19 protein-coding genes and 2 pseudogenes are annotated in these 25,006 nt (G+C 65.0%); 9 read left to right on the forward strand and 12 right to left on the reverse strand.

Going from position 1 to position 25,006, the window contains the following annotated elements; translation table 11 throughout:
- Positions 1–20 precede the first annotated feature (20 nt).
- The 4 genes from AB0P23_RS16285 to AB0P23_RS16300 are packed head-to-tail and all read right to left on the reverse strand — an operon-like array spanning position 21 to position 7,825.
- Positions 21–2,906 (reverse strand): aminotransferase, encoded by a 2,886-nt coding sequence (locus tag AB0P23_RS16285; protein WP_206498796.1) that lies wholly within the window; start codon positions 2,904–2,906, stop codon positions 21–23.
- Entirely contained in the window at positions 2,899–4,560 is a 1,662-nt protein-coding gene (locus AB0P23_RS16290) for an amidohydrolase (protein WP_363798236.1), read from the reverse strand. Before AB0P23_RS16290 ends, AB0P23_RS16285 begins: the two co-directional genes overlap by 8 nt.
- The gene (locus AB0P23_RS16295; RefSeq protein WP_363798237.1) at positions 4,557–5,798 is read right to left on the reverse strand and encodes an MFS transporter; all 1,242 of its coding nucleotides are present in this window, start codon (positions 5,796–5,798) and stop codon (positions 4,557–4,559) included. The genes AB0P23_RS16290 and AB0P23_RS16295 overlap by 4 nt, the downstream gene beginning before the upstream one ends.
- A gap of 2 nt (positions 5,799–5,800) precedes the next feature.
- The gene (locus tag AB0P23_RS16300; RefSeq protein ID WP_363798239.1) at positions 5,801–7,825 is read right to left on the reverse strand and encodes an amidase; all 2,025 of its coding nucleotides are present in this window, start codon (positions 7,823–7,825) and stop codon (positions 5,801–5,803) included.
- A 105-nt stretch (positions 7,826–7,930) separates the two neighbouring features.
- Between AB0P23_RS16300 and AB0P23_RS16305 the strand changes: the two genes are divergently transcribed.
- Positions 7,931–8,554 carry a TetR/AcrR family transcriptional regulator C-terminal domain-containing protein gene (locus AB0P23_RS16305; protein ID WP_032367318.1) on the forward strand — a complete coding sequence of 208 codons (624 nt, stop codon included), beginning with the start codon at positions 7,931–7,933 and terminating at the stop codon, positions 8,552–8,554.
- A gap of 24 nt (positions 8,555–8,578) precedes the next feature.
- On the opposite strand, the gene AB0P23_RS16310 is transcribed toward AB0P23_RS16305, so the two are convergent.
- Together AB0P23_RS16310 and wrbA are read right to left on the reverse strand one after the other, a co-directional pair.
- Positions 8,579–10,789 carry an EAL domain-containing protein gene (locus AB0P23_RS16310; protein WP_363798241.1) on the reverse strand — a complete coding sequence of 737 codons (2,211 nt, stop codon included), beginning with the start codon at positions 10,787–10,789 and terminating at the stop codon, positions 8,579–8,581.
- A gap of 233 nt (positions 10,790–11,022) precedes the next feature.
- Positions 11,023–11,622 (reverse strand): annotated as a pseudogene (wrbA, locus tag AB0P23_RS16315) (NAD(P)H:quinone oxidoreductase).
- Positions 11,623–11,773: 151 nt separating this feature from the next.
- Between wrbA and AB0P23_RS16320 the strand changes: the two are divergent.
- Entirely contained in the window at positions 11,774–12,952 is a 1,179-nt protein-coding gene (locus AB0P23_RS16320; protein WP_032389109.1) for an acyl-CoA dehydrogenase family protein, read from the forward strand.
- Positions 12,953–12,981: 29 nt separating this feature from the next.
- Here AB0P23_RS16320 and AB0P23_RS16325 read toward each other — a convergent pair whose 3' ends face one another.
- Positions 12,982–13,587, reverse strand: a complete 606-nt coding sequence (locus AB0P23_RS16325) for an NAD(P)H-dependent oxidoreductase (protein ID WP_363798243.1) — start codon at positions 13,585–13,587, stop codon at positions 12,982–12,984.
- A gap of 79 nt (positions 13,588–13,666) precedes the next feature.
- Between AB0P23_RS16325 and AB0P23_RS16330 the strand changes: the two genes are divergently transcribed.
- Positions 13,667–14,242, forward strand: coding sequence for a TetR/AcrR family transcriptional regulator (locus AB0P23_RS16330; RefSeq protein WP_032389107.1), 576 nt, complete (start codon positions 13,667–13,669; stop codon positions 14,240–14,242).
- A gap of 19 nt (positions 14,243–14,261) precedes the next feature.
- Here AB0P23_RS16330 and AB0P23_RS16335 read toward each other — a convergent pair.
- Positions 14,262–15,783: pseudogene (locus AB0P23_RS16335) on the reverse strand (amidase family protein).
- Between the two features lie 152 nt (positions 15,784–15,935).
- On the opposite strand from AB0P23_RS16335, the gene AB0P23_RS16340 reads away from it, so the two are divergent.
- A complete protein-coding gene (locus AB0P23_RS16340) occupies positions 15,936–17,510 on the forward strand; it encodes an AbgT family transporter (protein WP_363798245.1) in 1,575 nt (524 codons plus the stop codon).
- Positions 17,511–17,537: 27 nt separating this feature from the next.
- Here the strand turns inward: AB0P23_RS16340 and AB0P23_RS16345 are convergent, their stop codons facing one another.
- Both AB0P23_RS16345 and AB0P23_RS16350 read right to left on the reverse strand, forming a co-directional pair.
- Positions 17,538–18,527, reverse strand: coding sequence for an Lrp/AsnC family transcriptional regulator (locus tag AB0P23_RS16345; RefSeq protein WP_363798247.1), 990 nt, complete (start codon positions 18,525–18,527; stop codon positions 17,538–17,540).
- Between the two features lie 108 nt (positions 18,528–18,635).
- Positions 18,636–19,640 (reverse strand): 1-aminocyclopropane-1-carboxylate deaminase, encoded by a 1,005-nt coding sequence (locus AB0P23_RS16350; RefSeq protein ID WP_027495701.1) that lies wholly within the window; start codon positions 19,638–19,640, stop codon positions 18,636–18,638.
- 99 nt (positions 19,641–19,739) lie between these two features.
- On the opposite strand from AB0P23_RS16350, the gene AB0P23_RS16355 reads away from it, so the two are divergent.
- Both AB0P23_RS16355 and AB0P23_RS16360 read left to right on the forward strand, forming a co-directional pair.
- Positions 19,740–20,414: a GntR family transcriptional regulator gene (locus AB0P23_RS16355; protein WP_363798250.1), complete on the forward strand. Its 675-nt coding sequence runs from the start codon at positions 19,740–19,742 to the stop codon at positions 20,412–20,414.
- A gap of 60 nt (positions 20,415–20,474) precedes the next feature.
- On the forward strand, positions 20,475–20,900 hold the full coding sequence (locus AB0P23_RS16360) for a nitroreductase/quinone reductase family protein (protein ID WP_032407238.1): 426 nt from the start codon (positions 20,475–20,477) through the stop codon (positions 20,898–20,900).
- A gap of 1 nt (position 20,901) precedes the next feature.
- On the opposite strand, the gene AB0P23_RS16365 is transcribed toward AB0P23_RS16360, so the two are convergent.
- Positions 20,902–21,051 carry a hypothetical protein gene (locus AB0P23_RS16365; RefSeq protein WP_206498806.1) on the reverse strand — a complete coding sequence of 50 codons (150 nt, stop codon included), beginning with the start codon at positions 21,049–21,051 and terminating at the stop codon, positions 20,902–20,904.
- 105 nt (positions 21,052–21,156) lie between these two features.
- Here AB0P23_RS16365 and AB0P23_RS16370 point away from each other — a divergent pair, with 105 nt between their 5' ends.
- A complete protein-coding gene (locus AB0P23_RS16370; protein WP_032366830.1) occupies positions 21,157–21,876 on the forward strand; it encodes a GAF and ANTAR domain-containing protein in 720 nt (239 codons plus the stop codon).
- Positions 21,877–21,889: 13 nt separating this feature from the next.
- On the opposite strand, the gene AB0P23_RS16375 is transcribed toward AB0P23_RS16370, so the two are convergent.
- Complete coding sequence (locus AB0P23_RS16375; protein WP_363798253.1) at positions 21,890–23,125, reverse strand: glycosyltransferase; 1,236 nt, start codon at positions 23,123–23,125, stop codon at positions 21,890–21,892.
- 549 nt (positions 23,126–23,674) lie between these two features.
- Here AB0P23_RS16375 and AB0P23_RS16380 point away from each other — a divergent pair.
- Positions 23,675–24,154, forward strand: coding sequence for an STAS domain-containing protein (locus AB0P23_RS16380; protein ID WP_363798255.1), 480 nt, complete (start codon positions 23,675–23,677; stop codon positions 24,152–24,154).
- Between the two features lie 82 nt (positions 24,155–24,236).
- Complete coding sequence (locus AB0P23_RS16385) at positions 24,237–24,956, forward strand: glutamate-cysteine ligase family protein (RefSeq protein ID WP_363798257.1); 720 nt, start codon at positions 24,237–24,239, stop codon at positions 24,954–24,956.
- The last annotated feature ends 50 nt before the right edge of the window (positions 24,957–25,006 follow it).

Consider the following 25,006-nt stretch of genomic DNA (forward strand, 5'->3'; position numbering starts at 1 on the left):
ACCGAGGAGCCGATTCGCCCTTACCAGCCGGTGGTCAGGACTCTGTTCAACGAGTCGACGAAGTAGTCGACCGATTCCTTCGAGACGCACAGGGGCGGTTTGATCTTGAGCACGTTCTGGTGGTCGCCGGTGGGTTGCATGACGACTCCCAGTTCGAGGAGCCGGTTGCAGATGGCCTCGGTTTCCTCGGTCGCAGGCTCGAGGGTGGTGTGGTCACGGATGAATTCGAGTCCCAGGTACAGACCCGATCCGTGCACGGTACCCACGATCGGATCCTCAGCCGCGAGCGCTTGCAATCGAGACTTCAGGTGCCCACCGACGACGCGCGCGTTCTCCTGCAACCCCTCTTGTTGGATGACGTCGAGCACGGCGAGGCCGATCATCGACGACACCGGGGACCCGCCCGTCGACGAGAAGAAGTAACCACCGGTGCGGTAGCGGTCGGCGATCCTCCGGGAGGTCACCACAACGCCGACGGGTTGGCCGCTGCCGATCGATTTCGCGACCGCCACGACGTCGGGAATCGCCTGCTGTTGCTGGAAGCCCCAGAACCATTCGCCGAGTCGGCCGTAACCGACCTGCACCTCGTCGGAGATCGCAAGGCCACCGTGCCTGCGGACGGCGGCGTACACCTGCTGGAGGTAGCCGTCGGGAAGTGCGACACCTCCGGCGTTGCCGAAATAGGACTCGGCGATGAACCCGGCGGGGAGAGTCCCTGCAGCGGCCAGGTCGTCGATGAACTGCACGGCCTCGGGGGCGTAGCGGGCCGCATCGTCACCGCGGTGCTTTCCTCGGTAGGAGTTCGCGGCGTCGACGGTGTGTACCCAGTCCGGCCGGGTGGCAAGGGCATTGGGATTGTCGGCTATCGAGGTCGAGACGGCGTCGCTGGCGAAGGTCCACCCGTGGTAGGCCTCTTTCATGGCCACGATGTCGGTACGTCCGGTCGCGGCCATCGCGATGCGGATGGCGAGATCGGTGGCCTCGGAACCGGAGTTGACGAAGAACACGGTGTCGAGTTCGTCGGGGAGGGTCGCGGTGATGCGTTCTGCGAATTCCGTGATCGCACGATAGTTGAAGCGCGAGTTGGTGTTCAGCAGTTGCATCTGCCGATGGGCGGCCGCCACCACCTTCGGGTGGGCATGGCCGACGGACGCGACGTTGTTGACCATGTCGAGGTAGACCCGGCCGTCGACATCGGCCAGGTACTCACGCCACCCCCGCTCGATGCGGGGCGGCTCCGCGTAGTAGTGCTCCTGGACCTCGGCGAGCAGCCGTTCGCGGCGCTCGAGGGTGTCGTCCTCGGGGGCGACGACGGTAGGGGGCAGCCCGAGTGCCGGCGCTGGGTCTCCGGCGAGTACCGACCAACCGTGGGAATACGAGGGCTCGACGCGCAGAGGTATCGGCCCCGAGTCCGCGCGCGTGAGCTGAACGTCGATCGGTGTACGCGCCGGCAGCACAGGGGTATTCGGCGAGTTCTGCACTCCGACGAAGTGGACGGCGTCGTCACCGAACGTGACGGTGATGCCGTCGTCGGTGTGCGTGGTGTAGCAGTCTGCAGGCACGTCGAGCGTGGTGTCCTGGGCGAGCCAGATGGTCAGCGCAGTGGAGATCGTGGCCGGCTCTGTGGGAGTGCGGCTGGGTCCACCGGTGAGTCGAGCAGACCACGCAGGTACCACTGCGGCGGGAGCGCCTGCATCGAGTGCGGCAAGCGCGGCGGCCGTCAGGGTGTGTCGGTCGAGCCAGCGCCCTTCGTCGTTGACGGTCGACGTGGTGCCCGCGTCGATGGTCACGGCGTCGGACATACCGGCGACCAACGGTTCGCCCTGCCAGGTCGGTCGCGGCCGGGCGTCCAAACCCAGTGCCCGACGGATGGTTTCGGTCATCACGGCGCAGGGCACCGATGCTGCTTGGGTGAGGATGCGGAATTCGCGATCCAGCGCGGAGTCGGCGTACGAGTTCCCGGCGTCGAGGCGTACCTGCTGACGGCCGCTGAGTACGAGTACCACTCCGCGCAGGGTGACCAATGGCCACAGTGCCTCGATCTCGTTCTCGCTCAGCGGACGTGCGGCATGGAAGGCGCGGATGGCGGGCAGTGCGTCGACCGGCGCGAAGCCGTCGTGGTGCAGCAGCGAGGACAAGGTCACCGCAATTTCGTTGACCGCCCACGATCGACTGACATCGCCGAAGTCGATGACGGCGTCGGGGAGCGACCCGGGTGCAGTCGGCGCGAGAACGTTGTCGTCGGTGATGTCGAAGTGACCGAGTTGAAGGGGCAGGTCGGCCGACACCGAATGCAACTGATGCATGGACGATGCGGTGACGTCGGTGATGAAATCGCTGACATCCTGGTCCGGCTCGTCGGGCAACAGCGTCGCGATGACGCGATCGGCATGGCGCAGATCCCATTGCAGCACCCGGCCCGACGCCGGGTGGTCGACATCGGAGAGTGCGACGCTCACCTTTCCTGCGAGTTCACCCATCCGCGCGGTCGTGGCGGGGGAGAGATAGTTCGAGCCCATCAGCGTTGTCCCCGAGATGAATTCGATGACCCGGCCGTGGATGCGCCCCTGCGACGAGTTCCACCATGCGGACATCGGTCCGCGCGGGCCGACGACCACCTTGGGGGTACGCAGCGTCGGCTCTCGCTCGGCAACGATGCTGGCGGCGAGGTCCTGCAACTCGATCTCGGACTCGCTGAACACCGGGTTGCTGAGCTTGAGGACGCCGACCGGGGCACCACTGTCGATGTCGCGAACCACGAAGTTCTGGTCCTGTTGGCTGCCCAGTTCGGTGAGGGTGCATGCCAATCCGAAGTTTAGTTCCATCAGCCTACGAACCTCGTCGGACTCGAGGGTCGGCGTCGGTAGCTCGGGCTGGGCGAAGAAGTCGAACACGGTGTCAGACATGGGTATCCTCGGTCTCTTTCTCGAACACGGTCTTGCCGCCGACGATGGTGCGCACGACCGACACAGCCAACAGAGTGCCTCCGTCGAGTACGTCACCGTCCAGTACGACGAGGTCGGCGTACATACCGGGTTGCACTCGACCGACCCGCGAATCGGCACCGAAGGACGCGGCGGAGTCGAATGTCGCGTGGCGTAGGGCGGCGTCGAGCGGCACCGCGAACTGCGGCTCGTTCGGTGGCAGCGAGTGGTCGGTGGCCGAGCGTCTCGTCGTGGCGATGTACAAATTCGCCAGCGCCTCGTGGGGCGCGGTCGGGGCATCGGTGCCGAATGCCAGGCGGGCCCCCGCAGCGGTGAACAACGTCCACGGGTAGCCGCGTTCGACGCGGTCGTCGCCCAACTGTGCGCGCCAGTTCGGTTGGATCGCAGGGTCGGAGTGCACCGGCTGTACCGATGCCGTGATGCCCAGCCGAGCCATTCGGTCGGGTGTCCGATCGCTGACGATTTCGAGGTGCTCGAGCCGCGGTCGCCGATCCCACGGCGCATTGACGTCGATCATCTCCTCGAGAACATCGAGGGCCATGTCGCTGGCCAGATCGCCGATGGCATGGATGGCCAGACGCAGTTGTGCAGCATCCGCGGCGACGACGACGGGTAGAAGGGCCTCGGCGCTCCACAACAGGTCTCCGTTGGTGCCGTTGGCGTACGGGTAGTTCAACGCTGCGGTACACGCGTCGATGACACCGTCGAGTACGAGCTTGATACCGACGAGCTCGAGCCACGGTGTCGGGTCGTTCCGCAGCTCGAGAACACGGTTCACCTGGTCCAGATTGCGCTGCGCGTCACCGGTATCGACGACGAGCCAATGCGCCGAGACACGGACCGGTAGCCGGCCTCCCGAGCGCTGCGCGACACCGCACAGCGCGCGCCAGCCGTCTTCGTCCATCCCCATGTCGACGACCGAGGTGACACCGGCGGCCGCGAACGCGTCGAGCGCAAGCCCTATGTGTCGCTCTCGATCCTGGTTCGAGGTGACCGAAGACAGGTCGGCCCAACCCAATTCGTGCGCGGCGCGTTCGTACATCATCCCGGCGGGTGAGCCGTCGGGAAGACGCGAGATCCGGCCACCGGCCGGATCCGTTGTCGTCGCGTCGATTCCCATCGCTTCGAGTGCGGCGGTGTTGACCCAGATCGAGTGCATGTCGTTGGAGTCGAGGAACACCGGAATGTCCGAGACGACCTCGTCGAGCATGGCTGCGGTGGGTTCACCGTCGATGGCATCGAAGAGCCATCCGCGGCCGCGCAGCATGGTCGCCTCGGAGCCGAGGGATTCTCGTGCGTCGACCAGCCGGCGTCGAATCTCCGCGAGATCGCCTGCGTCGGTGAGGGCTACGCTGCTGAGCCCGGCACCGAGCCACAACAGGTGTACGTGCGAGTCGACGAATCCGGGGAGGACGAATCGGCCTTCGAGGTCCACCGTGACGTCGGCGGACGCCGCGTGCGTGGTGCCGGGCAGGTGCACCTCGGCGATGTGGTCGCCGTCGATCACCACACGATCGGCCTCGGCCAAGCTACCGTCGGCGACGGCCTCCAGAGTGCCGGAGGAACTGAGGATCCTGCCGTTCACCAGTGCGGTCCGGGTGGTCGGGGTTGTCATCGAGATGTCTCCTGCGGTAGCGAATCCGATTGCCGTGCTTGGTTTTCTGCCTGTTCGACGCGGGTGGACAAGCGTGCGACGAGAACGACCGGTACGACCAACAACCAACTGGTCACGCCTACGACCCAGCCGAATGTGCTGTAGCCGAACGACTCCACGAGCCAACCACCGAACGCTGGAGCGAAACTGGTACCCACGAGATACACGCCGAGCGAGGGACCCGAGAATCTGCCGTTGGCATCCAGTGCGGCCGCGGTGGCGATGAAGAACAGGAAGGCCGCCAGGTACACCGAGTTCCACGCGACGAGGAGCACGCCGTACACCGTGGGATCGGTGGCGAGGGACGTACCGAGTTTCAGGGCACCACCGACGATCAGTAGGACCGCCATCGGAAGTGCGCGGCCCACCCGGTCGCCGAGCAGGATGAGCACGAGGGCGGCGAAGAATCCCCCTGCGCTGGATGCGCTGAGAACTACACCGAGTGCTGCGTCGCTCAGCTGCGCATTGTCTGCGCCCATGGTGCCTGCGATCGCCCAGAGTGAATCCTCGCTGATCGCCCACACCGCGTACATCACCAGCAGGGACACTCCGGCAACTGTGATGCGCCGCGTGCCGACCGAGGCCGGCGGCTCCACAGCCCGTCGCACCGGGTCGGGTGAGTCGAGTACGGGTGCGGCGGGCAACCAACCCGACGTCACCAGGAGAACGACCGCCAGAGCCGCGACGAATCCGTAGACACTGCCCAGGCCGACCCCGACCAGCGGGATCACCGCGAGGACGAGGGTCACGACGGCTCGGTTGAAGAGTCCGTTGGCGGCCGACATCCGGTTGGGATTGCGCAGTGCCGCCAGAGCTGCACCGCTCGCGGCCAGTGCGCCGCCGGCTCCCGCACCTCCGACGATGACGCCGACGACAGTGACGGTGGCACCGAGCGGGAACGCAGCGACACCGAATCCGAGTGCGGTCACCACGAGACCGACTCGGGCTACCGCGATCCGCCGCGACCCCTCGGCCAGTCGGGTGACCGCGATACAGGCCAGCGCGGTGGCGAGCAGCGAGCCCGTCATGATGGTCCCCGCCTCGGCGACGCTGACGCCGAGGGAGTCCTGGAGTGCGATCACCATGAACGGCAACAGGTTTGCGGTCAGCAGGCCGAGTACGGACATGCCGAATGTCGACGTCGCTCGTCGAGTGTTCAGTGGAAGCCGGGTGGCGTCGGGCGTCAGTGGAATGGTCATGATCAGAGAGGCGATCCGTCGGTGGTCGCCATGGCACCGGCGACACCACCGTCTGCGCAGCGGGCTACGGCGACGACGAGGGGACCGTACGGTGCCCGCCACTCACTGTGCAGGGTGTCGTACGAACCCGGCGGAATCGACACCGTCCCGGTGACGGCGCTGCCCGTCGTGTGGAGCGGCACCCGCACTCCGTCGACGAAAGCCTGTACGTCGTCGATGGAACCGCCGTCGATCCGGACGGCGAAGGTGAGTTCGTCGCCCGCGGAGCCCGGCCGAATCTGCACGTCGGTCACTGCGATGGAGGCATCCGAGTCACCGGCACCGACGATGCCGTCGAACACGTGCTCGTCGGTCAGTGCCGGGGTGCGTGCGGGAGCCACTCGTCGTGCCCCGAGGGCATCGACGGAACGGGCGAGACGCAGCAGGGTCGAATCGGAGTAGGCAGCACCGGCCAGGGTCAAGCCCACCGGCATCGACGTGTCGCTCATCGACCCCATGGGAACGGTGACGGTGGGTATGCCGAGGTGGCGGGGCACGAGATTGCCGTTGGCCACCCAGACCCCGTTGCGCCAGGCGATGTCGGCGGACGCGACGTCGACATCGGCGTCGGCGGGACCGACATCGGCGACGGCCGGAAAGACGACTGCGTCGAACCGGTTGTCCTGCAACCACTTCTCGAAGTCGACGCGGCGGACCTCTTCCAATCCGCGCATGCCGGCCTCCACAGACGGAATGCGATCGAACGGCGTCACCCCTGCCTTCGCCATGGGAACGTAGTCCGCCAGATCGTAGGCCGTGTCGAACGGCAGAATGCCGTAGCGATCGGGTAGCGCGCCCGTGGGATGCGGGAAGATGCGTGCCCCGTCGGTCTCGGCCAGGCCGCGCAGACCGGGCTGCCCGTTCGAGGCCAGGAAGCTGTCGAACGCCCACACCGAGAGCTCTTCCAGCTCGCGGTCGAGGAACTCGGCGGGAACGAGACCGCGGTCGACCATGGTCTGCGAGTTCGGGTGCAGGCCTTCGTAGTTCTCCACGACGGGGAAGTCGGTGTCGATCACTTCTGCGCCTGCAGCCACCAGATCGTCGCGCATGGAGTGCCACAGGGTCATCACCGAATCGCGGGTGTGGATCGGATATGCGCTGTCGGGATCGCCGTTGACGTACAGGCGAGGTACGGCGAGCCGGAGCCCCTGCAACGGCAGTGGCGGCAATTCGGTGAAGGACGCGGGCCGAACATCCGAGGCCGGGGGGATCGACACCCACTCCTGCATGCGCCACAGGTCGCCCTCGGTGACCGCGTCCTCGGCCACGACCACGTCCAGTAGGTGCAGTAAGTCGTCGACCGTACGGGCATGCGGCACAACGACATCCATCGTGGGCACCAACGGCCAGTTGCCCCGCACCGAGATCACCCCGCGAGAGGGCGTGTAGGCGACGAGCGCATTGTTCGACGCGGGAGCGCGGCCCGAGGACCAGGTTTCCTCGGCGAGTCCGAAGGCAGCGAAACTCGCAGCTGTCGCCGTACCCGAGCCGTTGGATGATCCCGAGCCGAACGCCGAGGTGAGAAATTCTGCGGAGTAGGGACTTTCGGCGCGTCCGTAGAGTCCGCGCTGCATTCCACCCGCTGCCATCGGCGGCATGTTGGTCAGGCCCAGGCAAATGGCACCTGCCGCTCGCAGCTGGGCCACGGCGAAGGCGTCGTCGGTCGCGACGAGGGTCTCGAATGCCGGCGAGCCGGCCGTCACCGGGAGGCCGCGCACCTTGTAGCTGGACTTGGCGGTGTAGGGGATTCCGTCCATCGGGCCGAGGGTCTGCCCAGCGCTCCGGCGCCGGTCGGCTGCGCGGGCTTCCTCGAACGCGTCGGGGTTCAGTACCGGGACGGCGTTGAGACTGATGCCGGTGCGGTCGTAGTGCCCGATTCGATTGAGGTAACGCGCTACCAGTTCGACGCTCGTCACAGTGCCCTCGGCGAGCGCGGCGGAAACGCCGGCGACATCGGCCTCGACCACGGTGAAGGAAGAAGAAGTCATGACAGAACTAAAACACACACTGTCGGTTTTGGGAACGGGTGAATCGAAAAAAATCCCGACATGCAAGGCTGTCCGTACTCGACGACCGCCCGAGAGGAGGCGACCATGGCACGACCACCTCGCGCCATTCTCAGCCGTGACCTGATCGCCCGCACCGCATTGGCCCTGGTCGATCGGCACGGAGCCGACGGTGCGAGCATGCGGGGCGTGGCGCTGAAATTGGGCGTGAACCCTACTTCCCTCTACAACCACGTCGCCGACCGCGCGGCGATGATCGAAGACGTCCGAGCTCTGGTCTCGGCCCGAATCGACTCGGCACCGCTACGCGAATTGCCCTGGGAGGAGGGCCTCGTCGAATGGGCGAGGTCCTATCGATTGGCGTTCGCGGAGCATCACCGCGCCGTTCCCCTCCTCATGACCACACGCGCATCGACCCCGGTGCTGTTGGCGGAGTACGAGGATTTCTCTGTTGCCGCAGAGGCGGTGGGCTGGGCGAGCAGGGACGTGTTGCCTCTGCTGACCGCGTTCGAATCGTTCATCCTCGGCAGTGTCCTCGACATGTCCGGCCCGAGTGTCGTATTCGATCCTGCCGGCCAGGAGGAGGCTTTCCCGCGGTTGGCCGCGGCCTACGAGACCGTCCAACACGAGGATGCCGACGATCCCATTGCCACCCGCGCCTTCGAGATGGGTCTGGCGATGCTCGTCGCATCGGCGCGCCCCCGGCGGTGAGATCGAGGCCCGTGTTCGACGTGCTCAGCGTTGTCGCGCTGCGCTGTCACGGGACAGTAGTAGCGCCGTGTGCTCGGCGTCGGCGGGCCGACCCAGCAGAAACCCTTGCACCAGATTGCATCCCGCTGCGGTGAGAGCGTCGAGCTGCGCCTGCGTTTCGACGCCTTCGCCCACGACTGTCACGCCGTAGGCTTTCGCCAGTGACACGATGGCGGTCAACACTTCTCGTCCTCGCTCGGTGTCGAGAGCGTCGATGTACGTTCGGTCGATCTTGAAGCTGCCGATCACCGGGAATCGTTCGAGGTAGGCCAGGCTGCTGTAGCCCTTCCCGACATCGTCGAGTGACAACGCAACTCCCATCTCGTGGAGTCTCGCCAAATTGGACGCAACCGTGCCGGTGTCGGCGAGCCATTCCGTCTCGGTGAGTTCGAGAACGACGCCGTCAGCGTGCGCACCGGTGGTGAGCAGGGCGGCAGCCACTCGATCGGGAAAGGCCGGGTCGCGCAGTTGCAGCGCGCTGATGTTGACGCGCATGCCGACGCAGCCCAGCCCGCGCCAGTCGACGAGTTGTCGACAGGCGGTGGTGAGGGCCCAATCGTCGAGAAGCGTTGCCACACCCGTGCGTTCGGCCACGGCAACGAATTCGGACGGTTCGATGGGACCGAGATTCGGGTGCTGCCAACGCGCCAGAGCTTCGACGGAAACGATCTGTCCGGTCTCGACGTCGATCACGGGTTGATAATCCAGTGTCAGGTCGCCGGAGGCCACGGCGCGGCGCAGGTCCACCGACATGGAGCGCACACGGTCGGCGTCGTAGAGGTCGCTCGAGTCGAAGACGGCGTGCCCGGCCCTGGTGTCCTTGGCGCGGTACATCGCCAGGTCGGCCGATCGAAGGAGCTCGCGTCGGGTCGAGCCCGCAGTGGACACCGCAACTCCGATGCTGGCGCTCACCGGAATCGGGTCGTCGCCCTCGTCTTCCGCGGTAGGGGCCGCGAGAGCGGAACGGATGCACTCGGCGACGCGTTCGGCATGTGCGACGTCGTCGATGTGATTGCAGATCATCAGGAATTCGTCGCCGCCGAGCCTGGCCACGGTATCGCCAGGTCTCGCGGTCGCGGCCAGGCGGCGTGAGAAGTGCACGAGTGCGCGGTCTCCGACGTCGTGGCCGAGGCTGTCGTTGATGATCTTGAAATCGTCGACGTCGAGCAACAGCAGGGCCACTCGGCCGCCGGTGTCCGCGACCTGTGCGAGCGCAGTGTCGATCGCGTCGTACGCCACCGCCCGATTCGGCAGTTCGGTCAAGGGATCGTGCGCGCTGCGCCAGCGCAGCTCGCGGTCGAGTTCCACTCGTTCGAGTGCCGCGGAGAGCACTCCGGCGACTGCGGAGACGAATGCGATGTCTCCGTCGCCGAAAACGTGTGGTTCTCGGCCGAACAGGATCAGTACGCCCCACAGCCCGGCACCGATGGTGATCGGAACGGCGGCACCGCTGCGAAAGCCCAGGGCAGCCATGGCCGAGGTGTCGAATCGTGTTTCGGATTCGACGTCGGAACACACGGTGATCGCCCTTCGCGCCAGGGCGTAGCCGGTCAACGACCCGTCGCCGGTGGCAAGCACGAAGTCGTGTGGGAGCGTGCGGGTGATCGCGTCGATGGACAGAAGCGGGTCGGTCGAGTCATCCGAACGTCGGGCCAGGGCCGCAGACTCGACGCCCACCAACTTGGCCGCCGTGCTCGTGGCCGCAGTCAGCACAGTATCGAAGTCCGCAGTGACGGCAAGTGCGCTCAATTCGGCCAGTGCCCGTTGCTCGACTGCGATTCTCTCCGCCGACGCAGCCGCGGCCAGCAGGTCCAGATCGCGCTGGTGTCCACGGGTGCGGTCACGGACGATCGTGGCGATCAGGTCGGGTTCTCGCCCGGAACGTCGGACGACGAACGTGGACAGGGCAACGGGAATGCCCGCGCCGGAGACGAAGTGGCGTAATTCGGTACGGCCCTGCCAGTGACCGGTCGTCTGCAATGCATGTTCGACGTCACCGGAGACTTCGAGCCCGCGGGCGGTGAAGAAATCTGTTGTGGACAGGCCTGACGACGGTAGTTCTTCCAGGCCGACCAGGCGGAGGCCGACCGGATTGACGTCGATCACGCTGCCGGAGAACGCGGACAGGGCCACCATGTCGGGGGATTCGTCGAACAGGGCGCGGAGAACGAGCGGATCGAAGCCGGGATCGTTCATCGATGTCCGTTTCGCACTCGTCGCAGCGACGAGTCGGTGGGCGACGCCACCGACCGATCGCAGAAGTCAGCGGAATTGCTGTTCCCTGCACACAGCATGGCGGTGCACGCCCGAGATGACAAACACGCCGTTTGTCATCACGCATGTACTACGTCCGGGTCCGCACTGGCGATGTGCGGACCCGGACGCGAACGCGAATCGGGCGGTCTTCTCGAGGTGACGAGAGCCGGCCTTTACTTCGCCAGAGCCTCGGCGATGGTGACGACGCGCGTGGCCATGTGGGTCAGCGCTGCGGTGGTCGCGTCGTCCAGTTCGTTCTTGTTCTCGGGTCCGGTGACGTGGCTGACGCCGTAGGGGTTGCCGTCGGCGAACTTCAGTCCGTCGGTGTATCCGGGCGGAACCAGGACGCCGCCGAAGTGCATCAGCGAGGTGTAAAGACCGATGAGGGTGGTCTCCTGGCCGCCGTGCGCGGTCTGGCTCGAGGTGAAGGCGGCGTATGCCTTGTTCGCAAGTTCACCCTTGGCCCAGTAGCCGCCGAGCGAGTCCATGAAGTTCTGGAACGGTGCTGCGGTGCTACCGAAACGCGTCGGAGATCCGAGGATGACGCCATCGGCCCAGACGATGTCGTCGCCGCTGGCAGCGGGAAGATCCTTGGTTGCCTCGTAGTTGGCGGATCAGGCGGGGTTCTCGGCGAAGGTGCTGGGGTCGCGCGTCTCCGCGATGTGCCGCACGCGTACTTCGGCTCCAGCTGCCGTCGCTGCGTCGGCGAGCTTGTTCGCCATCGTGGATCCGTGGCCGGTTGCGGAGTAGTAGATGATTGCGATCTTCGTCATCGATGAGACCTTTCGTCGGGTGGACATCCGAAGTAGTTGCGATGTCAACTGCATTCGATGGTACCCACTATGATTGTTGTGTCAACTACTCGCGGTTGTCGGTTGTCGGTTGTCGGTTGTCCGATCCGTGGGCAGCGTCGATAGTGGTGCCATGACCGTGCGCAATGCCGAGGTACCCGACGACGTCTTCGCGGACGTGAAGAAGCAGGTCTCCCAGTTCGTCCGATCGCGGGTGGTTCCGCGTGAACTCGAGATCATGAACGCCGATTCGATTCCCGACGATCTCCGGAGACAGTCCGCCGAGATGGGGTTGTTCGGATACGCGATTCCGCAAGAGTTCGGTGGTCTCGGCCTGGACTTGGTTCAGGATGTCGAGATTGCCATGGAGCTCGGCTACACCACACTGTCGTTGCGGTCGATGTTCGGCACCAACAACGGAATCGCGGGCCAGGTGCTCGTCGGGTTCGGCACCGACGAGCAGAAGGCAACGTGGTTGCCCGGCATGGCGGCCGGCGACGTCGTCGCGTCGTTCGCGTTGACCGAGGACGGTGCCGGCTCGAACCCGGCAGGGCTGAGAACGACGGCAGTAGTGGACGGTACTGGCTGGATCATCAGCGGAAGCAAGCGCTACATCACCAATGCGCCCATCGCGGACCTGTTCGTCGTGTTCGCGCGAGTGGACCCGAAGCCGAACAGCGGCAACGGGATCGCGGTGTTTCTGGTCCCCGCCGACGCTGCGGGTGTCGAGGTCGGTGACAAGGACGCGAAGATGGGTCAGCAGGGAGCAGGAACCGCGGATGTGACGTTCACCGACGTCGAGGTCGACGCCGACGCTCTGGTGGGCGGCAACGGTGACATCGGATACCGGGCGGCGATGACGTCGTTGGCGCGTGGCCGCGTCCACATCGCAGCGCTCGCCGTCGGTCAAGCGCAGCGTGCCCTGGACGAATCCGTCTCCTACGCTGCGTCTTCCACGCAGGGTGGCGAGCCCATCGGCAATCATCAACTCGTCCAGGCGATGATCGCCGACCAGCAGACGGGAGTCATGGCAGGCCGGGCCATGGTGCGTGAGGCTGCCCGAGCCTGGGTGGAGGACACCGATCGACGGATCGCGCCATCGGCGGTGAAGCTGTTCTGCACCGAGATGGTCGGCACAGTTGCCGACCTCGCGGTCCAAATCCACGGCGGCGCAGGGTACATGCGCGGCGTTCCCGTCGAGCGAATCTATCGAGATGTCCGTCTTCTCCGCCTGTACGAGGGCACGAGCGAAATTCAGCGGCTGATCGTCGGCGGCGGTTTGATCCGTGCCGAGCAGAAGCGGAATCGCTGACCACCCTCGTCCCGCGTGGCGGTGGCAGGTCAGGTGAGCGCGCGCTGCGCGGCGACCCGGTCTGCGACCGTGCTACCGATAGCGGAGATCTCGGTAGCGAGTTCCGCGCGACTCCTGGTGTCCGACCCGTATACGAAGTTCGTGGGTCCCACTGTGGCACCGCAGTATTCGATGATGCCGCGCTCGATCTGCGTTCGAATGGCCTCATGGACGCCATGGCGCTCGAAGCTGTCTGCATCGTCTCCCGCGACGACGACCAGATGGATGGTGAGTCGGTCCAGCTTCTTCACGAATACTCTGTCCCCGTATTCGTAGGCCCAACCCTCGACGAACACGCGGTCGATCCAGCCTTTCAGTAGCGCCGGCATCGACCACCAGTACATCGGGAAGACGAGAACCAGGTGTTCGGCGCGGTCGATCCGTGTCTGCTCCTCGGCTACATCGGACGGTGTGCTCCCGTTTCCACGAAACAGGCTCAGATCTGCAGCCGAAAATCGTGGATCGAAGCTCTCCGCGGCGAGATCTGCGGTCTCCACGGTGGTGCCCGTGGATCGGATGGCCTCGACTACGGAGTGAGCGACCTGATGGGTCAGAGAGTGCGGGTCGGGATGGGAGACTACGACGAGCGTGTTCATGGCTGTTCCTTCGGCTGGGGAAGATCGGCTATGTACGAACAGTAGGTTACTATTAGTACATAAGCAAGGAGGTGGCGGAATGGCACGGACGAGGCTGTCGCGCTCCGATCGAAACGCACAGTTGATCGAGGTGTCCTGGGCTCTCGTACGCGCCGAGGGGGCCGACGCGTTGACTCTCGGACGGCTCGCAGAGCATGCCGGTGTCGCGAAACCGGTGGTGTACAGCCACTTCGCCTCCCGCGCCGAACTTCTTGCCGCTCTGTTCACCGAATTCGATGCCAGGCAGGCGGCGATGCTGGAGGAATCTCTCGACTCGGCACCCATGACGGTCCGCGGTCGGGCGCAGGCCATTGCCGACTCCTACGTGGGGTGCACATTGGCCCAGGGGAGGGAATTGACGGGTGTGCTTGCCGCACTCGAAGGTTCGCCCGAACTCGAACAGGTCAAGCGCACCGCCGAGCGCGCCTACTTCGAGCGGTGTCGGGAGATTCTGCGTCCGTTCACCGATGCCGACGGCATGTCCACGCCATCTCTGACCGCCGTCTTCGGTGCCGCAGACGCGTTGTCCCACGGTGCCGTATCCGGGTCACTCACACCGGCCGAAGCGATCGGGGAGTTGACCGATCTGATCGTCGCCGCGGTCGCCAGGTCCTGAACTCGGCCCGCCGGATCTGTCAGACGGTGGCGGCCGCCGATTCGGGCGCACGACGGTGGAATGCCGTCTCGGCCTCGAAGGCATGCGCGACCCGGAGCAGCAGGTGATCGGCGCGGTCGGCGGTGACGATCTGCAATCCAACCGGAAGACCGGAGGAGCTGAAGCCGCCGGGCATCGACAGTGACGGTAGGCCTGTCGCCGAGATCAGCGAAGCGGCCCGCATCCAATCGAGGTAATTGTTCATCGGCGTGCCGTCGACGACGGCGGGGTACTCCTCGTCCGCGGGGAACGGAAGTACCTGAACGGCAGGCGCGATCAACACGTCGTATCGCGAGAAGAACTGCCGCACTCCGGCATCGAGATTCTTGCGAGCGGTGTTGGGAGATCATGTCTCGTGTCGTGAGCGCCATTCCCTTGTCGACGTTCCACTGCACGGCGCTCTTCATGCGGTGCCGATGTTCGTCCAACAGGTGCCCGTAGGCGGTGGCGAAGTCGAACGCACGCGTCGTCTGGAACACCTCGTCCGCGCCGGACAGGTCCGGGCAATCGACGTCCACACTGGCACCGAGTTGCTCGAACACGTGCAGTTGGCGGCTCAGGACGTCGATCACCTCACGGTCGACGGGTACGCCGAGACCGAAATCCGTTGTCCACGCTACTTTCAGCCCACGCAGCGAGCCGGCCTCCTCCGAGCGGTACGAGTCGTCGAGCGGGAGACCACGAGGGCTGGACGAATCCGGACCGGCGAGTGCGCGCATCAGAAAGCGCACGTCCTCGATGTCGTGCGCGAGCACGCCCTGCCGAGCGATCCAGGCCCACGGGTTCTTTGCGGGAAGCATCGGAATTCGGCCCAACGACGGCCGGTATCCGACGAGGTTGCAGAACGATCCCGGAGTGCGCAGCGACCCGCCCATGTCCGACCCGTCGCCCGCCGGTTGTATCCCGGCGGCGATGGCGGCGGCGGCACCGCCACTGCTGCCGCCGGCACTGCGAGTCGGATCGTACGGATTGGTGGTGGTACCGAACAGCGGATTGAAAGTGTGTGAGCCTGCAGCGAATTCGGGAACGTTGGATTTGCCGGTGGTGTTGACACCTGCGCGCTTGAGGCGGGCGACGATGCCCGAGTCCTCGGTGGGGATGTTGTCGGCCAGAATCGGCGAGCCGAAAGTCGTGCGCAGACCGGCGGTCAGGTGATTGTCCTTGTGCGTCATCGGGACGCCGTGCAGAACGGGCAGTGCCTCGCCGGACACCGTTGCGCGGTCTGCTGCACTCGCACGTTCGGTCGCCCCATCGATGTCGAAGGTCACGATCGCGTTGACGACAGGGTTGACGTCGTCGATGCGAGCCAGATGCGACTCGAGCGCCTCGCGGGCCGAGATCTCGCGATCACGGATGTGTGCCGCGAGCGCGCGCAGGGACAGTGACTGAATGTCGCCGGTCATGAAACTCCTCGCTTCGATCCGGATCGGCCGGAGTTGTTGTCGGAAGCCTGTTTCAAGACTGCACCACCGCGCGGAGCCCACCGGGCTATCGTCGTCCATTGAGCGTTTTCGCCGTTGGATTGGCGGTTTCGCTCAGACGGCCGAAAATTTCACACATGCAACATATCGGCAACGTGAACCGACTTGAGTGAGCAGGACATCCGAGCCCGGGGCTCGGTCGCAATCCGACGGTATGCGAAAGAGAGTCAATCATGTCCAGTCAGATCGACGGTCCACCGGCAACTGCGGATGCGCCCGAAACACGAATGCCCTGGGGGCTGAAGACACTGTTCCGTCTCGTGTCCAGCATCGAACGCGTCGGCAACAAACTGCCGCACCCCTTCCTGCTGTTCTGGCTTCTGGCCGCAGTGCTGGCAGTGGTCAGCGCGATCCTGGCCGCACTGGGCACCGGGGTGGTGCTACCCAGCACCGGTGAGGTGTCGATGGTTCGCAGCCTGCTCAGCAGTGACGGCGTAGCCATGATCTTCGGGACGGCACTGGACAACTTCGCGGGGTTCGCGCCGCTCCCCATCATCGTGACCGTCATCCTCGGCGTGTCCGTCGCCGAGCATTCCGGTGTGCTCACCACGCTGCTGCGCGCCACCATCGTGAAGCTGCCCGCCAAGTGGGTGACGTTCTCGGTTGCCTTCGCCGGGAACATGTCTCACGTCACGTTCGACGCGGCATTCATCGTCGTCCTTCCGCTGGCGGCAATGGCGTTCAAAGCAGCGGGCCGAAGTCCGGTACTGGGCATGATGGTGGCGTTCGTCGCCATCGCCGGTGGCTACAACGCGTCACCGTTGATCACACCCAGCGATGCCATCATGTCGTCGTTGACGACCTCCGCCGCTCAGATCGTCGACGCCGACTACAGCGTGACCCCCGTGGACAACTACTTCTTCAGTCTCGCGTCGTCACTGGTGATTTCGATCTTCATCACCCTGGTGGTGGAGTTGGTGATGGCCAAGCACATGAATCTCGATGCCGACGAGGGCGTCGAGGACGGAGCGGAGAAGCTGGCACTCGATCTCGAGCCGATCGAGAAGAAGGGAATGCGCCGCGCCGGAGCAGCTTTGGCGGTGTACGTGGCCGTCGTCGTCGCGGCACTGCTTCCTCCCTCGTCGCCGCTGCGTGGTGAGGACGGCGGGTTCGTACAGTCGATCGTGCTGCAGAACATCGCGTTCTTCATCGCGATCGCCTTCGTCCTGGTCGGATGGGTGTACGGACGCACCACCGGCAGTCTTCGGCAGCTCCGTGAGATTCCGGAGTCGATGGCCGTCGGCATCAAGACCCTTGCTCCGATCCTGGTGCTGTTCTTCGCGATTTCGCAGTTCCTCGCCTACTTCAAGTGGACCGGCATCGGCAACGTCGTCGCAGTCGAGGGTGCGGAACTGTTGAAAGCCGGGGGATTACACCCCCTCGTGGTGTTCGCCATGATGCTGGTGCTGATCTCGGTGATGAACCTGCTCGTCACCAGTGGTTCGGCCATGTGGTCGATGTTGGCCCCGGTTCTCGTGCCGATGCTCATGTACATCGACGTCAACCCCGAAACCACCCAGGCCGTCTACCGAATCGCCGATTCCTGCACCAACGCGATGACCCCGATGTCGGCCTACTTCGTGCTCACCCTCGGACTCATCCAGCGCTACAAGAAGAACGCGGGCATCGGTACCCTCGCCTCGTTCACCATCCCCGTCGCGCTGGGCATGCTGATCGTGTGGGCGGCGTTGTTCGCAGTCTGGTACATGCTCGGCATCCCGCTCGGCCCCGGCGCACCGATCCGATGACCGCAGTGACTGCCGCGTCGTACCGGATCAATACAGGTACGACGCGGAGTCCGCGGCCAGCAGACGGTTGCCGCTGCGCTTGGCGGCCCGCAGAATCGACACCACCGAGATCGCGTCGGCCAGGGTGGCCCAGTCCGAGGCAGTTGTCATTCGATGCAACGCCATTCGGTCCGGGCACGCAAGATTGACGAGCAGACTGTCCGAGCCCGCGAGGGCCACCGCGTATCGAACCTCCGAATGTGCGAGCAATAGCTCGACCAGTGCTTCGTGGTGTCGAGGCGGAACCTTGACCCAGGCAAGGGCTTCCGCCGAATACCCCATCAACGCCGGTTCGACGACCACCCGCAGTCGGGATTTGTTGGTCTGTTCCAGAGTGTCCATGTGGCGTCGGACAGTGTTCTCGGTAGCGCCGACGACGCGCGCAATGTCCGAGGTGGGCGTCCGGGCATCCTCGGCCAGGACGCGCAGAATGCTGCGGTGCAGGGTCGAGATCTCCGGTCCCACACGGCCGTCCGGTTGGTAGCCCTCGTGTACGGGAGGCGTCAGGGCCGCGATCTGGTGCGCATTCAGAATCGCCGGCCGCCACTCGCGGACCGAGCGATAGACCCGCGTGATGGGATCTACCCGAATGCGTCTGATCCCGGTGATGCCGGGTAGGTCGTCGAGCATCAGATCCGCCAGATGGGCATCGTCGACCAGGACTTCGGCGACGCATTCCTCGTGCCCCGACGTGGCGTACACGAACATCGTGTCGTCGCGGCGCGCCAACCCGACTGCCACGGCACGTGCCATACCGACGTGACATCGAGCTCGCAGAACGACCGCGCCTGTCGCGCCGATGACGCCGACCACGCGTACGTCCCCGGAATCGAGTAGTTCCTTTCCGCGTCGGGTGACGGTGCGTTCGGGTTCACCGAGCGCCTCGGCGATGCTGACCCAGGACGCCCGGGGATTGACCTGCAGCGCCGCCGTGATTCGGCAACTCAGCGAGTCCAACTCGTCGGAGCGCTGCCTCATGCGTACACCTTCGCTCGTCGTGCCGAATCGGGTCGGCCGGTGCAGAAACAGGTTCGGTGCCCGAGGATCACCTGTCGATCCTCGGGCACCGGTACCGCGAAGTCCAGCTCAGAAGATTCCGCTGTACGCGTTGAGGGCGGGCTGACCACCCAGGTGCGCGTAGAGAACGGTGGAGTCCTTGCCGATATCGCCCTGCTGAACCAGATCGATCAGTCCGGCCATGGACTTGCCCTCGTACACCGGGTCGATGATCACGCCTTCGAGACGGCCGGTGAGCTTGATTGCCTCGATCGTGGAGTCGACGGGAATTCCGTAGTAGTCGCCGGCCCAGCCTTCGAGGACGGTGATCTCGTCGTCGCGAAGATCGCGTCCCAGTTCGATGAGTTCTGCTGTGTTACGGGCGATTCGGGCCACCTGGTCGCGGGTCTGAGCGATCTTGGCGGACGCATCGATGCCGATCACTCGACGTGGCCGTTCCTGCCCGGCGAACCCGGCGATCATGCCGGCATGCGTCGACCCGGTCACGCTGCACACGACGATCGTGTCGAAGAAGACGCCGAGCTCCTCTTCCTGCTTCTGTACTTCGTACGCCCAGTTGGCGAAGCCCAGTCCGCCGAGCTTGTGGTCGGAGCCGCCTGCGGGAATGGCGTAGGGCTTGCCGCCCGCTCGCTCGACGTCCTCGATGGCCTTCTGCCAGCTGTCCTTGAATTCGATTCCGAAGCCCGACGGATCGAGGCGGACATCTGCACCCATGATGCGGGAGAGCAGGATATTGCCCACCTTGTCGTTGACCGAATCCGGCCAATCGACCCACTTCTCCTGCACCAGAACTGCTTTGAGTCCGAGCTTTGCCGCGACCGCAGCCACCTGCCGCGTGTGGTTGGACTGCACGCCACCGATCGAGACCAATGTGTCGGCACCCTGCGCGAGAGCGTCCGGGACGATGTACTCGAGCTTGCGAGTCTTGTTGCCGCCGTAGGCCAATCCTGCGTTGACGTCTTCTCGCTTGGCCCAGATCTTGGCCCCGCCGAGGTGTGCGCTCAATCGTTCCATCGGGTGAATCGGGCTCGGGCCGAAGGTGAGGGGATAACGCTCGAAGTCCGCGATCGCCACGTGGTTCTCCTTTGATCGGTGTGTCATGCAGGATGCAATATATCGCATACTGTACGTGGGACGCCTCGCCAGCGAAAGCGGTGGGCTACGATATTTTGCATGCCGGTCCCCGTCGAGCTCGGAAAACACAAGCGCTCCCTGCTGCGCGACAACGCCTACGTCTCGATTCGCGACGCCATCGTCGACGGCACCTTCGCGCCCGGCGAGCGGCTGCGGGATGCCGAACTCGAGCAGTGGCTCGGAGTGTCGCGTACACCTATTCGCGACGCCATGGCCAGGCTGGAACTGGCGGGCCTCGTACACACCCAGCCCGGGCGTTCGACCATCGTGTCGACCATCGAACGCAGGGCGGTGTTGGACGCGCAGGCGGTCGCGGCATCGATGCATGCCCTCGCGGTCCGGACGGCTGTACCGCTGATGAACAAGCGCGACATCGCCGCGATGCGTCGCGCCAACAAGGATTTCGCCGCCGCATTCACCCGAGGCGATGTGGACCTCGCGCTGGCCGGTGACGACGCGTTCCACGCAGTCGCCGTCGAAGCGAGTCAGAATCAGGTCGTGGTCACGGTTCTCGAGCAGGTGACGCCGACCCTGCGCCGGCTCGAACGACTACGGTTCGCCTCGCTGGTGGGCCGCGATTCGATAGCCCAACACGAACGAATCATCACGCTGTGCAGTGGGGGTGACGCGGACGGCGCGGCCGCTGCCGTGCAGGAGAATTGGGAGTCGTTGTCTTTGCTCGTCGATCACGAGGACGGAATACCGGGAAACTGACACCGTCGAACGCCGGCGAAAAGCGGAGTGGCCGCGCCGCATCGGCGGCATGATCGGCCCATGGCCGACTTCAACGAGATCATCATCGACGAGTTCCGAAGCAACAATGGCCACGTGTCCACGGCCGGCTTCGGTGATTCGCTCGTCGTTCTGCACACGATCGGTGCCAAGAGCGGTGCGGTGCGGCTCAACCCGCTCATGGCGATTCCGGAGGGAGAGAGCTGGTTGGTGGTCGGCTCGGCTGCCGGGTCACCGAAAGATCCAGCGTGGGTGCACAATCTGCGCGCCCATCCGGCCATCGACATCGAGACACCCGGGGACGGAGGCATTCGCACCGTTGCCGTCGACGCCGACGAGATTCCGGAATCCGAGTGGGACCGGCAGTGGCAGAAATTCCTCGATGCCTCGGACGGATTCGCGAAATACACGGAGACGGCCGAGGGCAGGCGGTTTCCGATCTTCCGTCTGACCCCGACCGCCCAGTGAATCAGTTCTGCGTGTCGTCCTCGGGCGGGTGTGGGACGTTCTCTTCGTCGACGTGAGCACCGACTGCAGCCTCGTCGGAAGATTCTTTGCGCGGACCGTCGTTGCTGCCCTCGGATGGGATCTCTGCACCTGCATCGGTCGGCATGGTCATGAGCACTCCTGATCGTCGGTCGGTTGGTTGCTGTGCTCTGCATGCCCCGCTTCCGGTGGACTCAACCGTCGAGCGGTCGATTCCTGTTGACTAGCATCGTCAGGTATGGGACCCGATCGATCGATGACAGCTCGCGACCTCACACAGGCGATTGCCGAAGCGACGAGGTCATTTTTCGCACCGTCCAGTCTCGACGAGACTCTGCGCGGCGTGACGGAGAGCGCCCGATCTCTGATACCCGCGGTCGATTGCGCCGACATTCTCGTGGTGGCGGGGCCGAAGAAGTACCAGTCGCACGCCGCGACCAGTGAGCTGCCGGTGCGCCTGGACGCAATGCAGGAACGCCTCGACGAGGGGCCGTGCATCGATGCCGCACGAAGCGAGCTGTTCGTGCGGTGCAACGACTTCCGCTCCGATTCCCGCTGGCCACGTTTCGGTCCGGAGGCGGTGGGAGCAGGGGTTCTCAGCAGCCTGTCCTTCCGCCTTTACACCAACGAGGACACCATCGGGGCGCTCAATCTGTTCGCACTGACCAGTGATGCGTTCAGCGACGAGGACGAGGAACTCGGTCGCGTGCTCGCAACCCACGCTGCGGTGGCGTTGTATGCAGCGAACAAGACCGAGCAATTCAAGTCCGGCTTGGCTTCACGGGACATCATCGGCCAAGCCAAGGGCATGTTGATGGAGCGGTACGGAATCGATGCGGTACAGGCGTTCGACTTGATTTCACGGCTGTCGCAAACCCAGAACGTCCCGGTGGCCACCTTGGCCGCAGAACTCGTCGACCTCGGTTCCGAATCGAACAAGGAACGCTCGTCCAGATAGGCTCGCCGGCTGTTCACACCGTGTGCCGACGAGAGGGTGCAGTCGGCGGCACCGGATGGTCGTGAGTCGAGCCGGCTTGCTGGGTCGACCCGGCGTTCACTGTCGACCCGGTCTGTGCGGTTGCCTCGTAGACGCGTGAAGTGTCCTCGGCGATGCGGTCCCACGAGAAGCGAGATTGCGCACGGTCGGAGCCGGACACTCCCAGCTCGAAACGCCTGGACTCGTTGCGTAGCAGCAGGGCCAGCTCTCGTGCCAAGCGACGACGGTCGCCCGGCCTGATCGAGCGGCCGGTGACCCCGTCGATCACCAACTCTCCGGCGTAGCCCACTCCGTATGCGACGACGGGAAGTCCGCACGCCATGGCTTCGAGGGTGGCGATCCCTGCCGATTCGGTCGGGGACAGGCAGACGAACACGTCGGCCGACCTCAACAGCGACGACATGTGGCGATGGCGGACCGGGCCGGTGAACACCGTGCGCCCGGCCATGCCGTGTGCTGCGGCGACCGTGCGTAGCTGCGCCACGCCGCTGGATTCGCGTGGCTCGCCGCCGACAACGACCAATTCGGTGTCGTCGAGTTTTCCGAGCAGTTCGATGATCGTCGATACCTCGGCATCCGACCCGACGGTCGCCACCCGACACGCGGCACCGCTGCGTGGTGCGGTCGGTCCGGATGGATCGAAGTCACTCAGATCCACCCCGGTCGGGACGATGGACACCTTGGCTCTGGCGACGCCCATCCGCGTCAACATGTCGGCCTCGTCGGGACATGACGCGATGATGCGGCTCGCCGATCGAGCGATCTTCTTCTCCATAGCCGCCCGGGGAACCACCGAATCGGTGCCAGCCGTCGGGGGCACGGATCGGCCGGTCGCGGCGAGACCGTGGAACGACATCACCGTGGGGACGCCCGTCGCGCCGGCGGCCAGTATGGTTGCCAGCCCCGACACCCATGAATGTGCATGTGCTACATCGGGTTTCGTTCGGAGCAAGTGATCGCGGAGCGCGGAGGCGAACGCGCTCGTGTGAGGAATCGATTCCTCTTCGGTCATCGGGACAGCAGGCCCCGCAGACAGGTTGACCACCCGGTAACCGTCGGGGGTGAGCAGCTCGTCCTCGTGATCCGGGTTCTGCTTCCTGGTGTATACGTCGACTCGGGTGCCGGCGCGGGCCAGCGACGAGGCCAGCCGATCGAGCTGGGCAGCCGATTGTTCTGCCTCGATGCCGGCCGCATCGATTATCGGACTCACGTGTTCGGAGACAAGCGCAACGTGCATATCGATTCGATCCCTGATGGGTTCGCACGGCCCCTTTCGGGCGCATAGCCCGGCACCGGTGAAGGGTGTGGGATATGCCGACCCGATTTTGGAGTCAGCGTACTCGAGACGCGGCCAGAGCGGTCATCGCAACTGGGCGTCGAACAACACCCTATTACGTAAAGGCGCAATGCGAAACCTCACACGAGGGCGTCGCCCTTGCTGGAGCGTTCACAACGGGCCGAACCGACGTCCCTTGCGGCCGAAGCGGGGAGCGTGTTCGCTACGGCTACCGTGCACTGGATTGCGGTCGGTTCAACCGTCGACTGCCGACAATCGCAGCAGCGTAGCGGGTTTCGCCGGACGCAATTGTGTATACACTGTCTGCACGCGGTTGAGGAGAAGCCCCGTAGTCAGGAAGTAGCGACTGCGAGATGTGCCCGACCGCGCTCTTCGACACCCGATAGTCCGAGACTCGTTTTCTCGAGAACTGGTGTCAGAGGCAGCCGACAGTCTCCGGTCGCGAGCCGGTGGAGGTGGGCAATGGTGTTTCTACGGTCGGTGCACAGTGATCCGGAATCGATTCGATTGTCGTTCTGCGGGCCGGACAATCCCGAGGACGGCGCATTCGCGCTGTCCGTGGACGAACTCGTCGGCGGACCGGTCGTCATCCGCATCGTCGGGTCGATCGACAGATCGGCAATTCCGGTCATAGGCGAATGCGTGTCGGAGGCCATCGTGTGCGGGCGGTCGCTGGTCGTGGATCTGCTCGATGTCGAATTCGTCGACCCCGCAGTGGTTCCCGTCCTCTCGGCAGCCGCCTTGCGGCTCGCTGCGCACCGGTGTCGCGCGATCGTCGCCTGTACACCCGAGCTGCAGCGACAACTCGATCCGAGTGGTGTCCACCTCGGTACGGAGTGCGTCCGCAGCGTCGCGGACGCCGTTCGAAGTGCGGTGAAACCGGCGAGATCCGAAGAGGTTCCGCATTCCTGCACAGGCGAGACGCCTGCGCGGTCGGCGTGACCGGCAGTTCCGCACCGCGCACGATCGTCGCCGCGGTGTATCTCGCGGTGGTCGTCGGCGATCACCCGGGCGACAGCGCCCGATGAGTGCAGGGGCAGTCCCCACGGTTGGAGTGGAGGAGGAGTTCTTTCTCGCCGACATCGACATGCTGCGTCCGGTGGCGGTCGGCCCCGGTGTCGTCGCGCATGCCCGAGCTGCGGGAATCGATGCCGTCTCGGAGCTGACCGAGGTGCAGGTGGAGGCCAATTCGCCTCCGCTGCAGTGTCTTCGCGAGTTGCGGGAGAACGTGATCTCCACCCGCGCCACGCTGTCGGCGGTGGCCTTGGCGCAGGGTGCCCACTTACTGGCGGCAGGTGTCTCGCCGGTTGCGCCTGCTGATCGTGGCCGCCTGCCCATCTCGGACGGCTCCCGCTATCGGCGTCTTGCCGAGACCTACGGGGCACTGGCAGAGAGCGTTGCCACGTGTGGGGGTCACATTCACGTCGAGGTGCCGGACAAGGAGACGGCGATCGGGGTATGCAATGTCGTGCGGCCCTGGCTCCCCACGCTTCTGGCGTTGACGTCCAACAGCGCGATACACGACGGCGTCGACACTCGGCACTCGAGTTGGCGTTCGACGGTCTGGGGCAGGTGGCCGACGGCTGGTCCGCCCCCTCACCTGAGTTCGACGGCGGAGTACGACGACCTGGTCGGCTCGATGATCGAGACCGGGATGATTCTCGACGAAGCATCGCTCTACTGGGATGTACGGCCTAGCTGTAATGAGCAGGGACGTTGTGGACGGCGTGGCAGCGACAGATAGGTGAGGACCTCCGGTATCGGTGTGGTTACCACAACTGCACCGACAACCGA

The sequence above is a fragment of the Rhodococcus sp. NPDC077669 genome, from assembly GCF_040686915.1.
GTDB classification, from domain to species: Bacteria; Actinomycetota; Actinomycetes; order Mycobacteriales; family Mycobacteriaceae; genus Rhodococcoides; species Rhodococcoides fascians.